The 20,160-nt window shown below is 48.5% G+C and carries 15 protein-coding genes and 1 pseudogene; 13 read left to right on the top strand and 3 right to left on the bottom strand.

Translation table 11 applies throughout. The features are described 5' to 3' along the window. Positions 1-122 precede the first annotated feature (122 nt). From OEZ43_13695 to OEZ43_13660, 8 genes and pseudogenes are all read left to right on the top strand, one after another. Positions 123-3,239 (top strand): fused MFS/spermidine synthase, encoded by a 3,117-nt coding sequence (locus tag OEZ43_13695; protein MDH5546642.1) that lies wholly within the window; start codon positions 123-125, stop codon positions 3,237-3,239. A 159-nt stretch (positions 3,240-3,398) separates the two neighbouring features. Continuing rightward, positions 3,399-4,541: a transaldolase gene (gene tal / locus OEZ43_13690; protein MDH5546641.1), complete on the top strand. Its 1,143-nt coding sequence runs from the start codon at positions 3,399-3,401 to the stop codon at positions 4,539-4,541. A gap of 71 nt (positions 4,542-4,612) precedes the next feature. Beyond that, complete coding sequence (gene pgl / locus OEZ43_13685; GenBank protein ID MDH5546640.1) at positions 4,613-5,332, top strand: 6-phosphogluconolactonase; 720 nt, start codon at positions 4,613-4,615, stop codon at positions 5,330-5,332. Next, positions 5,329-6,321 carry a glucokinase gene (gene glk, locus OEZ43_13680; GenBank protein ID MDH5546639.1) on the top strand — a complete coding sequence of 331 codons (993 nt, stop codon included), beginning with the start codon at positions 5,329-5,331 and terminating at the stop codon, positions 6,319-6,321. Before pgl ends, glk begins: the two co-directional genes overlap by 4 nt. Positions 6,322-6,329: 8 nt before the next feature. Beyond that, positions 6,330-6,707, top strand: coding sequence for a Co2+/Mg2+ efflux protein ApaG (gene apaG / locus OEZ43_13675; GenBank protein ID MDH5546638.1), 378 nt, complete (start codon positions 6,330-6,332; stop codon positions 6,705-6,707). A gap of 5 nt (positions 6,708-6,712) precedes the next feature. Beyond that, entirely contained in the window at positions 6,713-7,597 is an 885-nt protein-coding gene (locus OEZ43_13670) for an ABC transporter ATP-binding protein (GenBank protein MDH5546637.1), read from the top strand. Beyond that, the gene (locus OEZ43_13665; GenBank protein MDH5546636.1) at positions 7,594-8,598 is read left to right on the top strand and encodes an ABC transporter permease; all 1,005 of its coding nucleotides are present in this window, start codon (positions 7,594-7,596) and stop codon (positions 8,596-8,598) included. Before OEZ43_13670 ends, OEZ43_13665 begins: the two co-directional genes overlap by 4 nt. A 75-nt stretch (positions 8,599-8,673) precedes the next feature. Beyond that, a pseudogene (locus tag OEZ43_13660) lies at positions 8,674-10,319 on the top strand (GAF domain-containing protein). Positions 10,320-10,361: 42 nt separating this feature from the next. On the opposite strand, the gene OEZ43_13655 reads toward OEZ43_13660, so the two are convergent. After that, positions 10,362-12,551, bottom strand: a complete 2,190-nt coding sequence (locus OEZ43_13655; GenBank protein MDH5546635.1) for a response regulator — start codon at positions 12,549-12,551, stop codon at positions 10,362-10,364. 386 nt (positions 12,552-12,937) lie between these two features. On the opposite strand from OEZ43_13655, the gene OEZ43_13650 reads away from it, so the two are divergent. Continuing rightward, on the top strand, positions 12,938-14,224 hold the full coding sequence (locus tag OEZ43_13650; protein MDH5546634.1) for a hypothetical protein: 1,287 nt from the start codon (positions 12,938-12,940) through the stop codon (positions 14,222-14,224). A 70-nt stretch (positions 14,225-14,294) separates the two neighbouring features. Here OEZ43_13650 and OEZ43_13645 read toward each other — a convergent pair whose 3' ends face one another. Continuing rightward, on the bottom strand, positions 14,295-14,849 hold the full coding sequence (locus OEZ43_13645; protein ID MDH5546633.1) for a TetR/AcrR family transcriptional regulator: 555 nt from the start codon (positions 14,847-14,849) through the stop codon (positions 14,295-14,297). 640 nt (positions 14,850-15,489) lie between these two features. Between OEZ43_13645 and OEZ43_13640 the strand changes: the two genes are divergently transcribed. The 3 genes from OEZ43_13640 to OEZ43_13630 all read left to right on the top strand — a co-directional run bounded on the left by OEZ43_13640 (position 15,490) and on the right by OEZ43_13630 (position 19,265). Then, positions 15,490-17,826: a PKD domain-containing protein gene (locus OEZ43_13640; protein ID MDH5546632.1), complete on the top strand. Its 2,337-nt coding sequence runs from the start codon at positions 15,490-15,492 to the stop codon at positions 17,824-17,826. Positions 17,827-17,888: 62 nt separating this feature from the next. Continuing rightward, complete coding sequence (locus tag OEZ43_13635; protein ID MDH5546631.1) at positions 17,889-18,845, top strand: hydrolase; 957 nt, start codon at positions 17,889-17,891, stop codon at positions 18,843-18,845. Positions 18,846-18,872: 27 nt separating this feature from the next. Next, positions 18,873-19,265, top strand: coding sequence for a GIY-YIG nuclease family protein (locus OEZ43_13630; GenBank protein ID MDH5546630.1), 393 nt, complete (start codon positions 18,873-18,875; stop codon positions 19,263-19,265). Between the two features lie 16 nt (positions 19,266-19,281). Here the strand turns inward: OEZ43_13630 and OEZ43_13625 are convergent, their stop codons facing one another. Continuing rightward, entirely contained in the window at positions 19,282-19,884 is a 603-nt protein-coding gene (locus OEZ43_13625) for a hypothetical protein (protein ID MDH5546629.1), read from the bottom strand. A 23-nt stretch (positions 19,885-19,907) separates the two neighbouring features. Between OEZ43_13625 and OEZ43_13620 the strand changes: the two genes are divergently transcribed. After that, positions 19,908-20,160: hypothetical protein (locus OEZ43_13620; GenBank protein ID MDH5546628.1), on the top strand; the 253-nt coding region annotated here is incomplete at its 3' end.

The following is a 20,160-nucleotide window of genomic DNA, read 5'->3' as shown; positions in this document are numbered from 1 at the left end:
CGATATGTATTCGGGTCATGGGCCTACGTGGGGGGAGTGTCACATGCGATTCTCTGTGACGCTGCAGTTTAGCCGGTCGATAACTTCCGCTGGCGATTTTCGGTATTAAAAGGATATACGCCGTGTATGTGTTATCGGCGCTGTTTCTGGTTCTTTCGGGTACAGCCGCCTTAACCTATCAGGTCAGCTGGGTGAGACTGCTTGGGCTAAGCATGGGCTCTACCAGTGCAGCCATCAGTACTGTTCTGGCCGCATTTTTTCTCGGCATGGCGCTGGGTAGCTACACCGCTGAGCGCATCACCCGCCAACGCATTCAGAATTTAACGCCCTATATCGTGCTTGAAGCGCTGATTGCGCTTAGCGGACTATTATTACTACCCACCTTACTGAACCTGGATGGCTTAATGGCTGAAATCGGGGCCAGTGGCGGTCAACTCGGCACGAAATTCGCGATTACCCTGACACTACTGCTGATACCCACTCTGTGTATGGGTGCAACATTTCCGGTAATGGCCGGTATATTGGTGCGCCGACATCAACACGTCGGTTTGCGTGTAAGTCAGTTATATAGTCTAAACACCCTGGGCGCCGTATTTGGCGCCATGTTATCCGGGTTTGTTTTTATTCCCAACTTCGGACTCGATGGGGCGATTTATATCGCCGTTGCACTTAATCTGACTATCGTTTTTATCGGCATGATGGCCAATCGCCGACTACAGTTTCCGCCACTCGAAGATCGCCAATCAACGGACAAGCACTATGACTCAATGCCGGGTCTTGGTGTTCGCAGCATGGCCCTGGCCACACTATTCATGACCGGCTTTGTCTCGATCGCGACAGAAGTTGGCTGGACAAAATATTTGTCGATATTCGCGGGAACGACAATTTATGGTTTTGCGTCCATATTGACCATTTTCTTGTTCGGTATAGCGATGGGATCCTGGTTTATCAAAAATCATATTCAACGGATACGCCATCCAGCCGCGTTTCTTGGCTTGAGCATGATCTGTCTCGCGCTGTTATTTTTGTTTACCCGCGGTGGTTTGAGCCTGGTGCCGAGTATTTACGAAGGCATCAACCATATGAGTATCGAAGAGACGAATAAACAATTCATCAAATATCTCACTATCCTGTTTTTACTCTTCCCGGCGACGTTTGTGTTAGGCCTTATCTTCCCGGTAAATCTGCGACTCTATTGCGGTGATCTCGACGGCGTTCGCCAGCGCGTAGGCAAAGCCTACGCAGTCAACACACTCGCCAGCATACTCGGTTCGCTTGCCGCAGGATTCTGGATAATTCCCACCTGGGGAACCGATACATTACTAAGCTCGATGGCCATATTGACCTTGGTCACAGGTGCACTCTTTATTTTGATTACAACCCGACCAGCACAGCGCACTGCGATCGCGCTTTGCGCAACCGTCGCCCTTAGCAGCCATTTTTTATGGCCGCATCTCGACTACAGGGAAATGATTGCATCGGTCGACTATATGTATGACGAACAGGCCTCACAGGGCAAAGAACCGGAATTCCTGTTTCTGAAAGAAGGAAAGGTCAGCGTCATCAGCCTGGTCACCTATGACGGTGAATACGCCAAAGTCCAGGCAAATGGTCTAAACGAATCCATTATCAATATGAAAAATAACAAGCAGACGCTCATCATCGAAAGTCTGCTTGCCTACATGCCTTACTTTCTACATCCAAACCCGGAAAGCGCCTTTGTTGTCGGCTATGGTGGTGGACTGACAACCCGTGCATTCACGCATACCGATGTGAAAAGCGTGCGTGTGGTGGAGCTCGAACCTACCGTTGTTGAGGCCATACGCACATTGGAAAATGGTCCGGCCATCGCCCTTGATGACCCTCGCGTAAACCTGTCGTTTAACGATGCGCGAAATACATTGCTTGTTGAAGACAAGCGATACGACATCATTGCGGCACAAGCGTCTCACCCTTGGCTCGCTGGGGCGTCGAACGTGTTTACCCAGGAGTTTTTCACCATCGTAAAATCGCGGCTCAACGAAGGGGGGTTTTATAGTCAATGGGTGAACCTGTTCAAAATGGACGTGACGACCTTGCGTTCCATTTTCAAGGCTTTTACCAATGTATTTCCCTATGTCATCAGTTTCGCCAACATCGACACCGGCGACTTTATGTTACTCGGCTCACTCAGCCCCATTCACTATGACTATGATCAAGTATCTGAACGCATGAAGCATCCGTCGATCGCCGCTACACTGGCGCATTATGAAGTTTACCAAGCGCAGGATTTGCTATGGTATTTCGCGCTATCGCAAAAAGAATTAAAAACTGCCGCCGGAGACGCTATACCCAACCGCGATACCAATATCTTCACCGAGGTGCGTTTGTCTGCGCTCTCTGCCAGTTTGCAAGACGAGGAAAACCCCTATCGCTTTTTAAACCAGAATTACCGCATCGATCTCGGCCAATATATCGATAAAAAAGAACTAGCGGAAAGACTGTATTCGCTAGGTAAGGCATTTTTAAAATGGGATAGTCCTGGCTCGACGGAAAAAATTATTCATCAACTCAAAACTGTCTCAGAAACCCATAGTGACAGCTTGCAACATCACCTGTTGGTGTGGAAATTCAATCTGCAAGCGGCAACAACCTGGTTTGAGGAACACCCACGACTTCAAAGTGATGCATTATCGCAACAGACACGGGTATATCTACTACAAAATAAAGCAAAACAAGCGCGGACCTTGGCAAACAATATTCCTGACGATAATTATAGGCAAGCAACATTGGCCGAGATTGCGTTTTCCTTGGGCGAAACCTTGCAACGGCCTGCGGTGGACGCAGACCCATCGATTCGACAATGGTATCTGGCAACGCAACTCAATCGGGGCAACGAACAAATTATTAATGAGCTTGAACAAATCGCTCGTCTATCCCTGGCAAACCCGGTTGTCTTAAGGCGTCTGACTGCCTATTACCTCTCGAATGACAACGTGCAACTGGCTAATCATTATCTGGCGATGTTGAAAAAACAGATCGACACCGAAGTAGAGCGTTATCGTCTGTTGATTGATACCGCAATAAAAGCAGGCGATACCCGTTGGGCGGAAGGCCTGTTGAGCCAAATCAAAACCCTCGCCCCCGAACATCAGGATCTCCCAACACTGATGTCTCGCCTTGAGTCATCTATACTGGAAAAAGGAGAACTGAGCCGTACCACCAAAAACCAACCCCACGCATCGACGACGGATAAATAATATAGTTCAGCTGCTTTATCCCAGGGAAAGTACGGTCTATCAGTTAGGCATGATGAAAATTCAAAATCTTATTGAATTTGGAATACGTTAAAGACGCCACCGGGTTTGACGATAAGGTTGGAGTCCTCCAGTTCCACCACCTGCCGGAGAAAAACGAATATGGCTACCGCGATCAATCTATTGAGAAAATACGGTCAAAGCTTCTGGTACGACAATATTGAGCGCAACATGCTGCAAAACGGTAAACTTGCGCAGATGATACGCGAGGACGATTTACGCGGGATCACTTCCAATCCGTCCATCTTCGAGAAAGCCATTAATGGTAGCAAGGATTATGACGATTCCCTGGCCCGCTTAGCCCTAGAACAACCTTCACTAAACAGTCGCGACTATTTTTATCAACTGGCGGTTGAGGACATTAAACATGCAGCAGATTTACTCGCGCATGTGTACAAAGAAAGTCATGGCGAGGATGGTTACGTCAGCATCGAGGTATCTCCCGACCTTGCCTATAACACCAGTGCCACGATAAAAGAGGCGCGTGAGCTTTTCAAACGCATCGATCGTCCCAACGTCATGATCAAAGTACCTGCAACATGGGAAGGCGTACCCGCTGTAGAACAACTGATCGCCGATGGCATTAATATCAACGCCACATTATTGTTCTCCGTTGATCGCTATATAGAAATCGCGCATGCCTATATCGCGGGCTTGCAAAAACGTAAGGAATCGGGGCAAGCCATAGATAAAATTGCCTCTGTTGCCAGTTTTTTTGTCAGTCGCGTCGACAATATTCTAGAAAAACTGGTAGACGAACTACCCTCCGATGTCAGTAAAACGCTTGCCTCGTTGCGAGGACAAATAGGCATACTCAATGCCAAATGCGCCTATGTTGAATACGGCAAGCTCTTTGGCAACAGTTTTAAAGATCTTGCCAAATCAGGCGCGCGTCCCCAGCGTCTGTTGTGGGCCAGCACCGGTGTAAAAAACCCGGATTGGAGTGATGTGCTGTATATCGACTCACTCATCGGTGCACATACGGTGAATACCATTCCACCGGCGACATTGGATGCCTTTAAAGATCACGGCACTGCTACGCAAGCTACACTGGAAATGGGGCTCAAGGATGCGCCAGCCGAATTTCATGCCCTGCAAAATGCCGGCATTGATGTCAAAAAAGCCATGCAAAAACTTGAAGACGATGGTGTGGCGAGTTTTACTGATGCATTTAAAAAACTGCTGGGCGCGATCGACGACAAAATGAGTCAGATCAAAAATCGACAATCATCGAGTGCTGCCTGATTACACAACTTGCATTTCATAAAACACGGGTGTAGCGTGACGTTACACCCGTTTTTTGTATACAGGTCGCTATGATTGGCGAACTCAACATTTTCGACTCACCGGATGAGTTATCAAAAGCTGCCGCCGACTGCTGGCAACAATTATCAGCAGAGGCAATACAGGCGCGCGGTCGTTTCACTGTCGCCCTGTCCGGCGGTACCACCCCAAAGCGCTTGTTTACATTACTGGCGCAAGAACCGTATCGTTCAAGCGTAGACTGGAAGAACTGTGTCATATTTTTTGGTGATGAGCGTTGGGTAGCGCATGATCATGCGGAAAGCAATTTCCGTATGGCCAAAGAGAGTCTGTTTGATCACATAACTTGTCCGACGAAAAATATCTTCCCTATACCGACCGACGGGGTCAATGCGGCACAAGACGCCGCCCGTTATCAACAGCAATTGCAACAGCAGTTCAATACAAACATCATTTTTGATCTCGTGTTTCTCGGTCTGGGTGCAGATGGCCATACCGCTTCACTTTTCCCGGGTACCTCGGCATTGCAGGAAACCAGCACACCTACCTGTGCTGTCTATGTGGAAAAAATGCAGAGCTGGCGCATTACCCTGACCTATCCGGTAATTAACCAGGCCAGGCAAATCATATTTCTGGTCGAAGGAGAAGGGAAAGCCGAGATACTTCATCGAATCATCGATCTCGGCGTCGATGTGCCCGCAACACACGTCAGCGGCAATCAGAATTGGTTTATCGATAGACATGCCGCTTCCCAGCTGAGTGATGCGCGATGACCACCTTGCTCTCCGCCGATCTCGGCGGCACAAAAACTCTGCTGCGTCTCAGCACAGTAGAAAACGGAAACGTATACGAACAAAAATTTCGTCATGTCACCAGCAATGACTATGCGAGTTTCGAACATTTATTGGGGGAATTTCTTGAAAACACCCCTGTTGATAGTGCCTGCCTCGCCGTCGCCGGACCGGTATTCCATCACACCGATACGCAAACCGCGTCGATCACCAATCTGCCCTGGAAAATAGACAGTCAGACCTTGGGTCACGAATTGGCTATTTCCCGCATAAAACTGATTAACGACTTCCAGGCTATAGGATATGGCATAGCATCGCTTTCCGCGAATGATGTCATCACACTCCAGCCGGGCAAACCGGATCGCCATGGCACACAGGCGATCATAGGCGCAGGAACCGGTCTCGGTCAGGCCTATCTCCATCACAAAACGTCAGAGATATCGGTATACGCCACGGAAGGGGGGCATTGCGATTTCGCGCCCACAGACGACGTGCAGATAGGTTTGCTGCAATTTCTTCGCAAACGTCATGCGCATGTGTCATACGAGCGCATTCTATCCGGTGATGGATTACAGGCAATCTTTCAATTCATGAGTGAATACTATCCCCACAGAGCCGACCTGGATTTTTCTCAAAAACTCGGCGCCGGTGACGCAGCGGCCCAAATATCCGTGCAGGCATTGGCAAATCCGTCACATTTAGCGGGCGAAGCACTGGCATTGTTTGTTAAAATATATGGTGCCCAGGCAGGTAATATGGCCTTGAATTTTCGTTGTTCCAGCGGCATGTATATCGCCGGTGGAATTGCGCCGAAGATACTCCCCTTCATGCAGGATGGTAATTTTGTCCGCGCATTTAACGATAAGGGTCGCATGTCGGTTATAACTGAGAAAATTCCGGTTTATCTGATTATTAATGCCAAGATAGGCCTGATGGGCGCAGAATACGTGGCACAAAATCAAGTGGACTAAGTAGACCTATGAACATTGAGCACAAAATAGATATCAGGGTAAAAACAGACTACCTCGGCGAGCAATCTGACCCGGAAAACAAGCGCTTTGTCTTCGCCTATACCATTACCATCAGTAACGAAGGAAAAGTCCCGGCACGTTTGGTCAGCCGTCACTGGCATATCACCGACGCCAACGGACAGGAGCAGGAGGTTCGTGGACTCGGCGTGGTCGGTGAACAACCCTATCTAAAACCAGGTGAACATTTTCAATACACCAGTGGCACCGTATTGGAAACCCCGGTCGGTAGCATGTATGGCACCTATCAAATGATTGCCGACGACCACACACATTTTGACGCCAATATACCTGCGTTCACCCTCGCCATACCTCATTCCCTGCACTAGGCCATATGGAAGTATTGCTGGAGGTACGCAATCTTTTTAAAAGCTATGGCAAGGTCAACGCAGTCAATGGCATATCTTTTCAGATAAAAAAAGGCCAGTGTCTCGGTTTACTTGGACCGAACGGCGCGGGCAAAACCACGACTATCGAAATGATGGAAGGCATTGCAGCACCTACTTCTGGCGAGGTGTTGTATAAAGACAAACCCCTAGATCACGATTTTCGTCAACAGGCGGGCATACAGTTTCAAGCCACTTCGTTACAGGATTTTCTATCCGTTGAAGAAACCCTGCGCATGTTCCATAGCCTGTATACCCATCCGGCTGATATGCAACACATCATCGACATGTGCGCCCTCCACGATATTCTAGATCGCGATAATCGCAAACTCTCAGGCGGACAACGTCAACGGTTATTACTTGCACTGGCCCTGGTCAATGACCCGGAAATCGTTTTTCTCGACGAGCCGACCACTGGCCTTGACCCGCAATCACGACGCAATTTCTGGAATCTTATCGAAGGCATTAAAGCGCGTGGCAAAACAATTGTGCTTACCACGCACTACATGGACGAAGCCTATGTGTTGTGCGACGAAATTCTTATCGTTGATCAAGGCAAAATTATTGCCGAGGGTACGCCAAACGCCTTGCTGGACAAGCATTTCAATGAAAGCATAGTACGCTTGCCGACTGAATTACTGAGTAGCGACTGGCCTGACAATAATGGCAAATTGCACCGCAAGAATGGTTGGGCTGAGATTCATACCAGTGATGTGGAAGGCGTTATCAGCGAATTCATGCACCGCAAAATTCCACTGGCGAAAGTCGAAATGCGCAAGTGGAATCTCGAAGATCTCTTTATCACGCTTACCGGAAAGGATTTACGCAATTGAAAGATTTTCTCGCGGTTTTGCACGCACGTAATCTCGAATTTCTGCGCGACCGCTCAGCCCTTTCCTGGAATGTGGTATTTCCCTTCCTGCTGGTGTTTGGTTTCTCTATCCTATTTTCCGACGACAGCCGACCAATGTATAAAGTCGGCGTGATAGGCGAAGTCAGTGATTATCAATCCCTGCCGTTTATGTCGACACGATTTATTGAGTTTCTGCCGTTTTCAAACATCGATAAAGCCGTCGAAAAGGTTGATCGTCACAGTATCGATATGTTGCTGACATTGCAGCCACAGCCTGGATACTGGATCAACTCGACCTCACCCAATGGTTATATTCTGGAACAGATGTTTATCGGCGCCCAGGGTAAGCGTCAATTTGATCGCCAGGAAGTACATGGGCGTGAGATACGTTATGTTGACTGGATAGTGCCAGGCGTACTCGGTTTGAACATTATGATTAGTTGTTTGTTTGGTGTCGGCTATGTCATCGTCCGGTATCGCAAAAATGGTTTTCTAAAACGCCTAAAAGCCACGCCACTTTCGCCGTTTAAATTCCTGCTGGCTCAACTGGTATCCCGCCTGTTGTTGATACAGTCCATTACCGTTTTTGTTTACATCGGCTGTGACTTTTTCCTCGACTTTCAGATGCGAGGCTCCTATCTCAATCTGTTCTTCCTGTCCCTACTGAGTGCGATGTGCATGATTGCCTTTGGACTGCTCATCGCGGCGCGCCTGAAAAGCGAGGAATTTGCCGGGGGAATTCTGAATATGACGACCTGGCCCATGATGTTGCTATCGGGCGTGTGGTTTTCCCTTGAAGGCTCCCCACAATGGGTGCAGTGGATTTCTCAAGCCTTGCCACTGACCCATATGGTAGACGGCGCCCGAGCAATAATGTCCGATGGCGCGGGTTTCTCTGATATAGCCAGCCACTACGGCATATTGTCAGTCATGACCATACTTTTTCTCGGTTTGGGGTCTGCGATTTTTCGCTGGGAGTGAGACGTATTCCATCAAGTTTTGTGACATGCAGTTCGATACACTTACTGCATGCAGTAGAAAACTTAGTCTGACTCTATGAATCCAAATCTCCGTCAATTTGATCTCGCACAGGAATTGATTTCTATCGCTATCTCCCTATCTAGCGAGCGGGATACAGACAAATTGCTCGAAATCATTTTGAATGGCGCAAAAAGCATCACCAATGCCGATGGTGGTACATTGTATCTTTATAATGACGCAGAAAAATCGTTGGAATTTGCGATTATGAAGAATGACACCCTGGGCATCGCCAAGGGTGGAACCCGGCAGGAAAAGATCAATCTGGCACCTATCCCTCTGGTCGAAAAGAACGGAAATCAAAACATCCATAATATTGCGACGTTTGCCGCCAACACCGGGCAGTCAGTCAATATTCCCGATGCCTACCAGGCCGAAGGGTTCGATTTTTCCGGCATGCGCGCCTATGACCAGAACATGGGCTATCGTTCAACATCGTTTCTCGCCATACCTATGACTACGCCACATGGTGAGCTTATCGGCGTCGTGCAATTAATCAACGCGCGTGACGACGCAGGCAACACGATTTCCTTTAGCCCCGAAGATCAACGCCTGACTGAGGCACTTTCCGCACAGGCGGCAATCGTCCTGACTAATAACAATCTCAGTCTTGCGCTAAAAGACTTACTGGAGAAATTTATCGAATTGATTGCCACGGCAATCGATGAAAAATCACCTTATACCGGCGGTCACTGCCGTCGTGTACCGGACATAGCCATGATGTTGGCCGAAGCGGTACATCAGACAGGTTTCGGACCACATGCCAAAACTCGGTTTAGTGAACAACAGTTTTATGAACTGAAAATTGCCGCGCTACTACATGATTGTGGAAAAATCACCACCCCTGTCCACGTTATCGATAAGGCGACAAAATTGGAAACGATTTACGATCGTCTGCATACCGTGAATACCCGATTCGAGGTATTAAAACGCGACCGGGAAATCGAACATTTGAAAAACACCTTTGCCAGCAACGGCGATACAGCAGCAATCGCGCAACTGGATCAACAGTATCAGACACAACTGAAGCAACTCGATGACGACCAGTGCTTTCTTGCCAGTTGTAACACCGGTAGCGAATTCATGAACGAGGAATATCAAACCCGTATTCGCCGAATTGCGGCCTATCGTTGGCAGGAAAACGGAGTTGAGCGACCGTTCCTCGACGACGACGAGGTCAAGAATTTATGTATACAAAAAGGAACCCTGACTCAGGAAGAGCGGGTTGTGATAAACAATCACGTTGTGTTGAGTCAACGCATGTTGAACTCACTTCCCTTCCCCAGACATTTGAAAAACGTTCCTGAAATTGCCGGAAATCATCATGAGCGCATGGACGGTAAAGGCTATCCCAACGGTCTGACACGCGAGCAAATGTCGGTGCAGGCACGTATCATGGGGATTGCCGATATTTTTGAAGCTCTGACAGCGACAGACCGACCCTATAAAAAACCTATGCCTCTTTCACAAGCGCTGACAATTCTCGGGAAAATGGCTGAGGAACAACACATAGACCATGAGCTGTTTCAATATTCGTCAACGAGCAGGTATATTTGAAATACGCCGAAATTATTCTCAGCAAAGAACAGATTGATACGGTCGATGTTGCCAATTTACCTGGAATGCAGCTTGATCATCTGGCTCGAAAGAACGGTACAAAATAAGCACGTCATTTTACTTCCAATATATTACGCACCAGCCACTATTCAAAACACGTTTTGAAATGCGTAGTCTCGCAGCTTGCTTAGCGCAGTTTCCATTTTAGAGAGATCACCTTGTTTAGCATATTGATTCAAATCCGCTGCCAACGTTGTCACTTCAGGAAAACCAAAGCTCCCGCCTAGTCCTTTTATGGTATGAGACTTCAAAGCCAGGTCCTGAATATTGTTCTGTTTCAGACACACTGACATTTCCTCCAGATATGTGCGCAAGCGCAGTTTGAATTTCTCAACCATCGCATTGAATTCGTCCTGGTCATCCGCCGCAACATGATTCATTTCGCCCTCCTCCAGAAATCGGGTTATTGAACTATAGAACGTACTTTTATCGATAGGCTTGCTGACATGATCATTCATACCAGCCGCCTGATACGCTCTTCTTTCTTCCTCGAACACATTCGCCGTCATGGCAATAATTGGCATCTCTGTTCCTGTTGCCCGTAACGTTTTGGCTGCCTCAACTCCATCCATCACCGGCATCTGTATATCCATTAACACCAGATCAAAGTCTTCGGTTAAGGCCTTCTCAACACCCTCGCGGCCATTATCAGCGCACACGACTTCCACCCCGGTTTTACGCAATAGCATCGATACCAGGCGTTGTATGTCCGGACTATCTTCTACCAGTAAAACCCGCCCCTTTAAGCTTGGCGTTCCGGCGACAATATTAGCGGCTGCCCGTTTTTTCGTTTCATAAACAAGATCAGTTTCATCTATCTCGCCAGTATCTAGCGTTAAAGTAAAAACACTGCCCTTACCTTTTTCACTTGTGCACGCCAAGTCTCCACCGAGTATTAAGGCAAGGCGTCGAGATATAGATAAACCCAAACCCGTGCCGCCAAACTGACGCGTTGTGGAAACATCTGCCTGTGTGAATGGCTGAAACAGTTTTGCCTGTTCCGCTGCGCTCATGCCAATACCGGTATCTGTGGTTTCCACCCTGATTTTTCTCTGAACCCGATCATAGGCAACATGAAGATGAATCTTTCCTTCCTGGGTAAACTTCAATGCATTACTTGCCAGATTGTAGATAATTTGACGTACCCGCGTCGGGTCTGAACAAAACTTGGCGGGTAAAGGAAAATCATAGCTAATACCGAATTCGACACCTTTTTCTTCTGCCAGTTTTTGAAAGTTATCTGTGATCTCTGTGGTGATATCAATAATCGAAACATCAATAGTTTCAATCTCAAGTTTCTCTGACTCGATTTTTGATAGATCTAAAATATCGTTGATAACTTCCAATAGATGTTTTCCACTTCTGATGATGGTTTTCACCGAAGCTTCACGCTCCACCGGGTCAGGTTCTTCCAGTATCATTTCTGCAAAACCGATAATCGAGGCCAAAGGTGTACGAATTTCATGGCTCATATTGGCAAGAAATCGAGACTTTGCAATGTTTGCATCTCGAGCAGACTCCATTGCCTCACGCATGCTCTCCTGTGCACTCTGTCTCTCTTTGATCTCGGTTTCCAGCATCTGCACAGCTTTGTCACTTTTGATTTTTTCCGCCATCAGATTTTCAACCAGTTCGGAATTTATCGTGCGTAGATTGAAGGTATTCTTCAGGGTGTTAAAAAAATCGTATCCCGCGACGATGAGTATGGCGATATAAGCCCATATCAACACACCCGCTACATTCCATGCACGCGTATCATCGTAAAAAACCATAGTGATTGAAACGGGTAACAAGCTCGGCAGTAAAAAAAAGAGATAGCTTCGATACACGGCCGCCGTCGTCGTAATCGCCCCCGTTGCCATGCCGACCAGCGCAATAATAATTGCCATAAAAACAAATTCAGTGACGTCACCGTGCGCCATCACTCCTAAAGCACCCCAACACAAACCGTGTAGTAGGGCCTGTAGACTGAAACCCCAGTCCAGCTTTCGAATATGTTTAGGAAAAATATGAAATCGCCTAAAACTAAATAGCCAGGCGACTGCCAAAGACACGCAGAATAGAATTGATGCAGTCCAGACAAAAAGCCGCGTATGGTTAATCTCGTCCCATAACAAGTAGAATATGGCGCACGCAGCGATCAGCGTCCCAACAATCGCGGTACCGGACTGCTTGTACAGCACGGTTAATTGTTGGATACGAACATGGGTATCTGTGGTGATGCTGGCAAAGGCCTGGCTGCGCTTTCCAAACGTCTCAATGAACGACTCTGATGCCATGAGATCGAAAATCTTCCTTTGAAATCAAACTGTCTAAGGCTATCGACACAAAGAAAAAAGTTATTTAAGTTTTTCTGCGGTTTAGTCGTACAAGGAAGGAGCGAATTCGAAAATCACAGCTACTCAGTGGATATGGCATACAATATACACGGTATATGAGTTTTAGATTGATTTTAAAAGATTGTGAATAGAACATGCCTTCCTTTCCCTGCAAAAGAAGGCATGTAGGCAGTGATTAAGAATTAATTTTGGCTGCCGCTATATATGTAATGGAATTTTCTGTAATAGCTAAGGCTAAGAAATTGAACAGGTTTCACGTATATATTTTAGTTTTATTGTTCTTGCTGCCACTTCAGGCCAGCGCGTTGAGCATTGGCGAAATATCTGTGAAATCGAGCTATGCGGAACCATTGCTAGCCGAAATCAATATCCCCTCTTTCAAAAGTGCGGAAATCGATTCTCTGATGGCCCAGGTCTCCCATCAAAGCACCTATTTGAAAGAAGGGGTGGATTGGGTGCCTTTGCTCAAGGACATGAATCTCACCGTGCGTATTTCCAGTGATGATAAGCCTTTTATACAAGTCAGAAGCAGTGCGCCGGTCCACGAGCTTATACTCAACCTGCTAATTGAATTCACCTGGAGTGGTGGGCAAATCCGTAAGCAATTCAATATCTTTTTGTCTCCGACGACATCCAAGAATGCATCCCGTGACCCTCGCGAAAACATGGCCTTCGATAGCGCAGGCGTCATCATTGCTGACGACATTCCGGGGGGCAAACCTTTTACAGAAACCAGAACTCCGGTTCAAAATACCGTAACAAAACAGCCTAAGAAGCCGGTGGAAACCATCACTCCGGTGACTGAAGTCGCCAAGACTCCGGTCAAACCCGTAGTCCCTGAGACCAAAATCGTTGATGACTCCTTCGAACCCGAGCCTCCAACAGTAACTGAAGTGGCGGAAAATACCGCAGAAGTCCCGCCAATTGACGAGCCAGAGTCAATGCCAGAATCTATGCCAGAGCCAATACCAGAGCCGGTTCCGGCGACTGAAGAAACCGCGTTGGCCCAGGCTGAGGAACCAATTCCTCCTGCCGTAGATCCCGTAATAGAGGAAGAGGTAACGCCTCCAGTCAAAGCCTTGCCGCCAGTCGAGCCACAAGTCGCCAGTCGGCCAAAAGCTTCAAGAATCGAGGAACTTGGTGATGGTGAGTTCCGTTATGGCCCAGTTCGTCCAGGTGAATCCCTGTCGCGCATTGCAGAGAAATTCGCTGATTACTCTGACTTGGATAATAGTGCCCGCATGGCCGTGTTATATCAGCTAAACCCAGAAGCATTTTCCGGACGCCGCTACGGTAGCTTGATGTCCGGGCAGCGTCTGCGATTCTCGACTAAGGCGGTCCCTGACCGCACCGCGCGCCGCGCGCCAAAGCAGCCTGAGTACCAGAATAATATCGCCTCATCCCGCAATATTGGCAAAGTCGCGGAACTGAAGAAGGATCAGGAACGCAAACGGAAGGAACTCAACGATTTGTTGGAACAGCTTGAAGCCGTCCGCAATACGATATCGGAGTATAGAACGGAAAACAGTGAGCTACAGATGAAACTCAAAACACTGGAAAAACAGGCGCAAAATCAGGCAGAACAACTGGGAATCGCACAACCAGATCGGTAGCAAATTCACTGAGTGAATACACAAAAAAAAGAGGCCATTGTGGCCTCTTTTTTGTTACAACGCGGCTCGCTCACGCAGCCAGTTGCGCAAATTCATCGCAAGCTTTGCGTATGAGGTCGCGCCTTTCATTGTAGAGACGCATCATCACCTGGCCCCCATGGAGACAAGCCACAAATTCCTGCACCTTACAACGCGCTTCATTTTCCTGAAGCCGAGGCACCAGCAATTTCACCAACGAACTCTGCCACTCATCGACGAAGCTGCGAATCTCTGCCATTGGGAGTTCCTTATCGTCTAGCTCTCCCATCGATAGCGACGCGACCACGCTTCCACGATTTTCAGTGAACTGCTGATAGAGAAAATCAGCAATTTTATGCGCTCGATCAGTTTGCGATAGGCTTCCATCTTTTGCGATATCGAAGACATGTTGCTGAAACTCTTGCGTAACATGCTTGACCACGGCTCTGGCAATCTCTTCCTTGCTTGGAAAGTGATTGTATAGACTAGCCTTTTTTAAACCCACGCTTTGAGCGATATCGTTCATCGACGTGGCATGGTAGCCGCTGTTTCTGAACAACTTGGTCGCCTGTTCAATGATTTGTGCTGCTGTATTTTTACGAGCCACGCTGACTCTCCCGAATGATAGTTTTCCTATCTTGTTTTCGTTCCAAAGTCAGCTCAGTTTTATACCGATTTGATAAACAATTGTAACTTTAATAATTGCCTAATATTCCGCATGTTATAAAGCCCCCCTAACGTAAGGTTAGGCGTAAGGTTAGGGCTTTAAGACAATCCTGAGTAAATTGTAGGAATTGGTTCAGGTTTGATTCAGCTTAGAAATAGAGCATAGAACCCGTCAACGTGAAAATGTGGTTCGCGGTCAGATGACACAACAATAAGAACAATCTGAAGCGCATGTGAAATGCTGACCTTACAAAAACAAGAAAGACGCTGAAGTAGAAAGTGCCAAAGGATCAACAATAAAAATCCTGGCAACACGTGGGGAAGGGAATGAATCTACCGGCAGCGCGTGGTGAAGTGAAACCGGAGTTTAACGCCCGGAGAAAATTTATGAGTGATTGAGGTCGAGTAACCGATATCGTTCGTCTGTAAGGTAACCTGATCGCGAACCACTCAGAAAACCTTTCCGTCTTCCACGCACTGCCAATGTGGATATGTTGGCTTATATTCTCCGAATTCCATCCCCGAAGCAGAACTTGTTTCGAGTGTCATGTGGGAACAGTAATAATATGTGGGGAATTTATATGTCACATTCATCTCTAACTGCCGTCTTCAAAAAAGAGTATCTCTTGTGGCTAGGCGTGTTACTAAGTGTTTTGCTCAGTGCATGCGAACCTCTTCCAACCGCCTCACGATCCGTAATCCAATCTGCGCATTGGGATGCCGGTAGCGAAATTCTACACGTTAGCGGTCACGGCCACGGAGATGGTTCCAAAGTCACCCTGGTCAACAACGATAGCGGCGAGTTAATCGCCACCACCCTGATTCACAACGAACACTACTGGCGCTTCAATCTGCAAAAACCGCAAACCGTTCCCTGTGCCATCAAAGCTCAGGTAAATGGACGAGTGCAGGTCAGTAAAATCGAAAATTCACCAGCGAGCTGCAACTCCATGTCACGCACTCGTGACCTGACAAATGTGCGAAGCGCAAGCCCTTTTGTTGGTGTAAACAACCTGCCACAAGCGATAATTCTCACGCCGATCAGCGATGTTAGAATCAGTGCCGGTGATAGCGTATTTTTTACATCAACAGGTAGCCCGGACAATGCAATAGACCCATTAACCTTCCAGTGGGAATTTGATGGCGCATCCGACACATCCAATATCCAAAATCCAGGCGCCATACGATTCACTAAGCCTGGCATATATAACGTAAAGCTAAACGTCGCCAATAGCGCCGGAGCGAGCGCGCTTCCCGCCACACGCCGTATCCAGGTTTTACCAGCAACGACAAGTATTCTTGGCGCTCCTCCAATTGCAAATATTGACTCACCTGCAGGCCCGATGACCGTAATGCTAGGCGAACAGGTCTTCTTCTCCGGTTCAGCTTTTGATCCCAGTGGCACGGGCGCACTCACCTTTCTGTGGAACTTTGCTGGCGCGGCGCCGAATAGCACGCAGCAAAGTCCGGGAATGGTGACATTCAACGAAGTAGGAACCTTTACTGTGACGCTAACGGTTTACGACCAACAGGGTAATCGTAATGTTGACCCTGTCAGCGTCGATATCACCGTTGTCGCAGCAATTACAGAGAACCTCGCGCCATCAGGAAACATCATTTCGCCGAACAACAATATGGTGATTTTCTCGGGTGACAGTCTGTTTTTCATCGGCTCAGGTACGGACCCGGACGGCAATGAACCATTAAACTACTTCTGGGATTTTGGTGGCGGTGCGAATAGCACGGTTGGCCAGGCGCCAGGACTGATCACCTTCCCGACACCAGGTATATTCACCGTATCACTAGTGGTTGTCGATGCGCTTGGGCTTGCTGATCCCACGCCTGCCACCCGCATGATTACTGTATTAGATGCCACGGTAACCAATAATGATTTTCCTGACAGCGTCATAGTCGAACCAGCGGCTGACGTTACCGTCAATATTGGTGATGCACTGCAGTTTATCGGTGCGGGCAGTTCTCCAGCTGGAAACGAACCTCTGACATTTGCCTGGGACTTTGGCGATCCAGCCATACCTGTATCTACTGAACAGATTCCAGCGCCAGTCGTCTATGAAGCACCTGGAATTTACACCGTTACATTGACCGCGACTGACTCGCTCGGGCAGGCTGATCCTACGCCGGCTGAACTCGTGGTTACAGTTGTCGACCCAGCTGCGCCTGCGCCGCTTGGTCCTGAAGGAGAAATCGTGTCACCACCTGGTGATGTGATCATAGAAGCCGGTATGGCCGTGGATTTCCAGGGCGAAGGAGACGACGCCGCGGGTAACCATCCCATTACCTATCTCTGGAACTTCGGAGATCCCGCTATACCGGATTCTTTAGAACAAAACCCTGGCCCGGTGGTATTTGCCACACCTGGTATGTACACCGTTACTATGCTGTCGATAGATTCGCTTGGTAATGTTGATCCCACACCGCCACAGGTTGTCATTACGGTTATACCAGCTGGTTCAGCGCCACCAGCGGATCCTGCACCACCAGCGGATCCTGCACCACCGGCAGATCCGGTACCACCACCAGCAGATCCTGCACCACCAGCAGATCCGGTACCACCACCAGCGGACCCTGTGCCTGCGCCAGCGACACCGGCTTCACCATTGGCAGGGGCACCAGAGAGTTTTATCGTATCGCCAGATGGCAATATTACGATCACGGTAGGTAATACCATAGAACTGGCCGGCATGGGGGCTGATCCCAATGGTCTGCCACTAGAGTTCTTCTGGGATATTGATGGGGGAGCGGGAAACTCTACTGCTCAGAGTCCAGGTAATGTGACTTTTACAATGGAAGGTATATGGGATATTGAACTGCGCGTCGTCAATGCGGCCGGTATCGCCGACCCCACGCCAGCGAAGATCACGGTGACGGTGCTTCCAATCACGTTCCCATTGCCATAAGTCCTAAAACTGCTTAGAAAAAAAAGGCCTGATTTTCAGGCCTTTTTTTCTATAATACCCGCATGATAAAAAACGCCTCTTTTCGTCCCGCATGGTGGTTGCGCCACCGACACGCCCAAACCATTTGGCCCAACCTATTCCGCCTGACACCAAAGGTGGATATTCGTCCGGAGCGAATAGAACTCCCTGATGGTGATTTTATTGATTTGGCCTGGACCAAGGGGAATAGCGGCCCTATCGTAGTTATCTTCCACGGACTTGGCGGTTGTGTAGAATCCCGTTACGCCAAAGGTCTGTTAAAACAATTTCACCGCATTGGCTGGCGGGGCGTGGTCATGCATTTCCGAGGCGCTTCACATGAGTCCAATCGTCTTGCCCGTGGCTATCACGCCGGTGAATCAGAGGACACTGGCTATATCATCGATCTACTTGCCAAGCGTGAACCACACACCAGAATCGCTGCTGTTGGTATTTCCATAGGCGGGTCAGCATTACTCAACCTGTTGGCTAAGAGACCTGATCTGCCCTTGCGCGCTGCGGTCGCCGTATCGGTCCCGTTCGACTTGCACCAGATTGCCGATGTAATGGATCGTGGATTTTCACGGCTCTATCAATGGAATATTCTGAACACGCTAAAACGTAAGGCTCAGGAAAAATTCCGACGCATAACACCGCCTTTTGACTATCAATGCATAAGGGGCTTGCGTAATTTTCGTCAGTTTGATGATGTCATTACCGGTCCCCTACACGGTTATCGAGATGCTCGGCACTATTACGATGAATGTAGCGCCTTGAATCACTTGCGCAGTATTCAGCACCATACCTTGATTATTCACGCTGCCGACGACCCGTTTATGAACAGAGACTGCATCCCGGATAAGGCTTCAATCTCTGCGACTACAACACTGGAAGTATTTGAAAAAGGTGGTCATGTGGGTTTTGTTTCCGGCCGTATCCCGTTTATGCCGCACTATTGGCTGGAAACGAGAATTCCAACCTACTTGAAACAATACCTGTAAACACTCGTGTACTTCAGACAGGAAAATTTGACTCAGCAGCAAGGCACATACGCACTCTATTTATTTGCGGAAACAAGCGGAAATATAGGCATAGGCAAACTCGGGATGTTCCACTTTGCGAAAGGATATTACGTCTATGTCGGCAGCGCGTTTGGTCCTGGCGGCATTCGTGCCCGACTTGGACGACATTTATCAGACAATAAAACACAACGATGGCACATCGATTTTTTGCGCGCACATACTGAACCGGTCAAATATGTAATCGCGCCCGAAAAACGACTTGAACACGTTTGGGCAAACGAACTCGCTCAACGCAATGCTGCCAGCATGCCGGTTACGGGTTTTGGATCATCCGATTGCCGATGCACCAGCCATCTCTTTTTTAGCGCTGAACTTGATGATTTATTGCTTACACCCTAAAGTCCAGCCCTCACCCCTAAGGCACAACGTTGATGTTTAGGCGTTTGGGAACAGGATCAACCAGCCCTTCGGTATTTCTCACATTCAAAGTGACGGTAAAGACACCTGGCGTATTGAACTGTATCGGGCCAAATTGTCGCTGACTGCCCACCAGATTCATTTGCTGTATCCACCACAGGTACTCAATTCCTGGGGCCGAAGCGGCCTCAAAAGACCGAATACTGCCAGCCTGGATCGTCAAATCAGACTGCGACGTTGACACAATCGCATTTGGAAAACGCGTCTCTATTCGCGCAAGCGCGCCACTACCAGACACACAGCTTGTAGCAGAAATATTCGAAACGGTTAAAACCTGAAAGCGTCCCTGTGCGTAAACAGCCAGTTCGCAAGGAATGTTGGTGAATTGCCGGTTTACTGTTGAGATCGAACTGGAATTTCCTGTGATGTTCAAAATCATGATCAATTCACTGCTAGCCAAATTCCACACCGTTATTTGCCTGTCGCCAGGTAAAACAGTCAATTCCAGATTGAGTGCTCCCGCAAAAAAATCCCAAACGGCATTCGAAGCAAGGTTGGATACTTCCGTCATGCCTGGCAAGGTTGATGAAAATCCAGACATGTTGACCATTCCAACTGGAGGCGTTGGGGCTACTGCCGGTGCTGGCGCCGGAGCTGGTGCTGGTGCTGGTGCTGGAGGAGCAGGTGCTGGAGCCGGCGGTGCTGGTGCTGGTGCTGGTGCTGGTGCTGGTGCTGGTGCTGGTGCTGGTGCCGGTGCCGGTGCTGGCGCAGGAGCTGGTGCGCCCCCACCTCCGCCATGGTGTCCGCCTGCTGCTGGTGCTGGTGCTGGTGCCGGGGTTGGCGCTGGAGCCGGCGCTGGTGCTGGCGCTGGCGTGGG

The sequence above is a fragment of the Gammaproteobacteria bacterium genome, from assembly GCA_029881255.1.
Taxonomy (GTDB): Bacteria; Pseudomonadota; Gammaproteobacteria; order S012-40; family S012-40; genus JAOUMY01.
This window is presented reverse-complemented; position numbering and strand designations above follow the sequence as displayed.

Bases quoted from the DNA above. Each gene is read 5' to 3' on its own strand.
- tal (MDH5546641.1), top strand. From the start codon at position 3,399: ATGGCTACCGCGATCAATCTATTGAGAAAATACGGTCAAAGCTTCTGG.
- pgl (MDH5546640.1), top strand. From the start codon at position 4,613: ATGATTGGCGAACTCAACATTTTCGACTCACCGGATGAGTTATCAAAA.
- glk (MDH5546639.1), top strand. From the start codon at position 5,329: ATGACCACCTTGCTCTCCGCCGATCTCGGCGGCACAAAAACTCTGCTG.
- apaG (MDH5546638.1), top strand. From the start codon at position 6,330: ATGAACATTGAGCACAAAATAGATATCAGGGTAAAAACAGACTACCTC.
- OEZ43_13670 (MDH5546637.1), top strand. From the start codon at position 6,713: ATGGAAGTATTGCTGGAGGTACGCAATCTTTTTAAAAGCTATGGCAAG.
- OEZ43_13655 (MDH5546635.1), bottom strand. From the start codon at position 12,551: ATGGCATCAGAGTCGTTCATTGAGACGTTTGGAAAGCGCAGCCAGGCC.
- OEZ43_13640 (MDH5546632.1), top strand. From the start codon at position 15,490: ATGTCACATTCATCTCTAACTGCCGTCTTCAAAAAAGAGTATCTCTTG.
- OEZ43_13635 (MDH5546631.1), top strand. From the start codon at position 17,889: ATGATAAAAAACGCCTCTTTTCGTCCCGCATGGTGGTTGCGCCACCGA.
- OEZ43_13625 (MDH5546629.1), bottom strand. From the start codon at position 19,884: ATGTCTGGATTTTCATCAACCTTGCCAGGCATGACGGAAGTATCCAAC.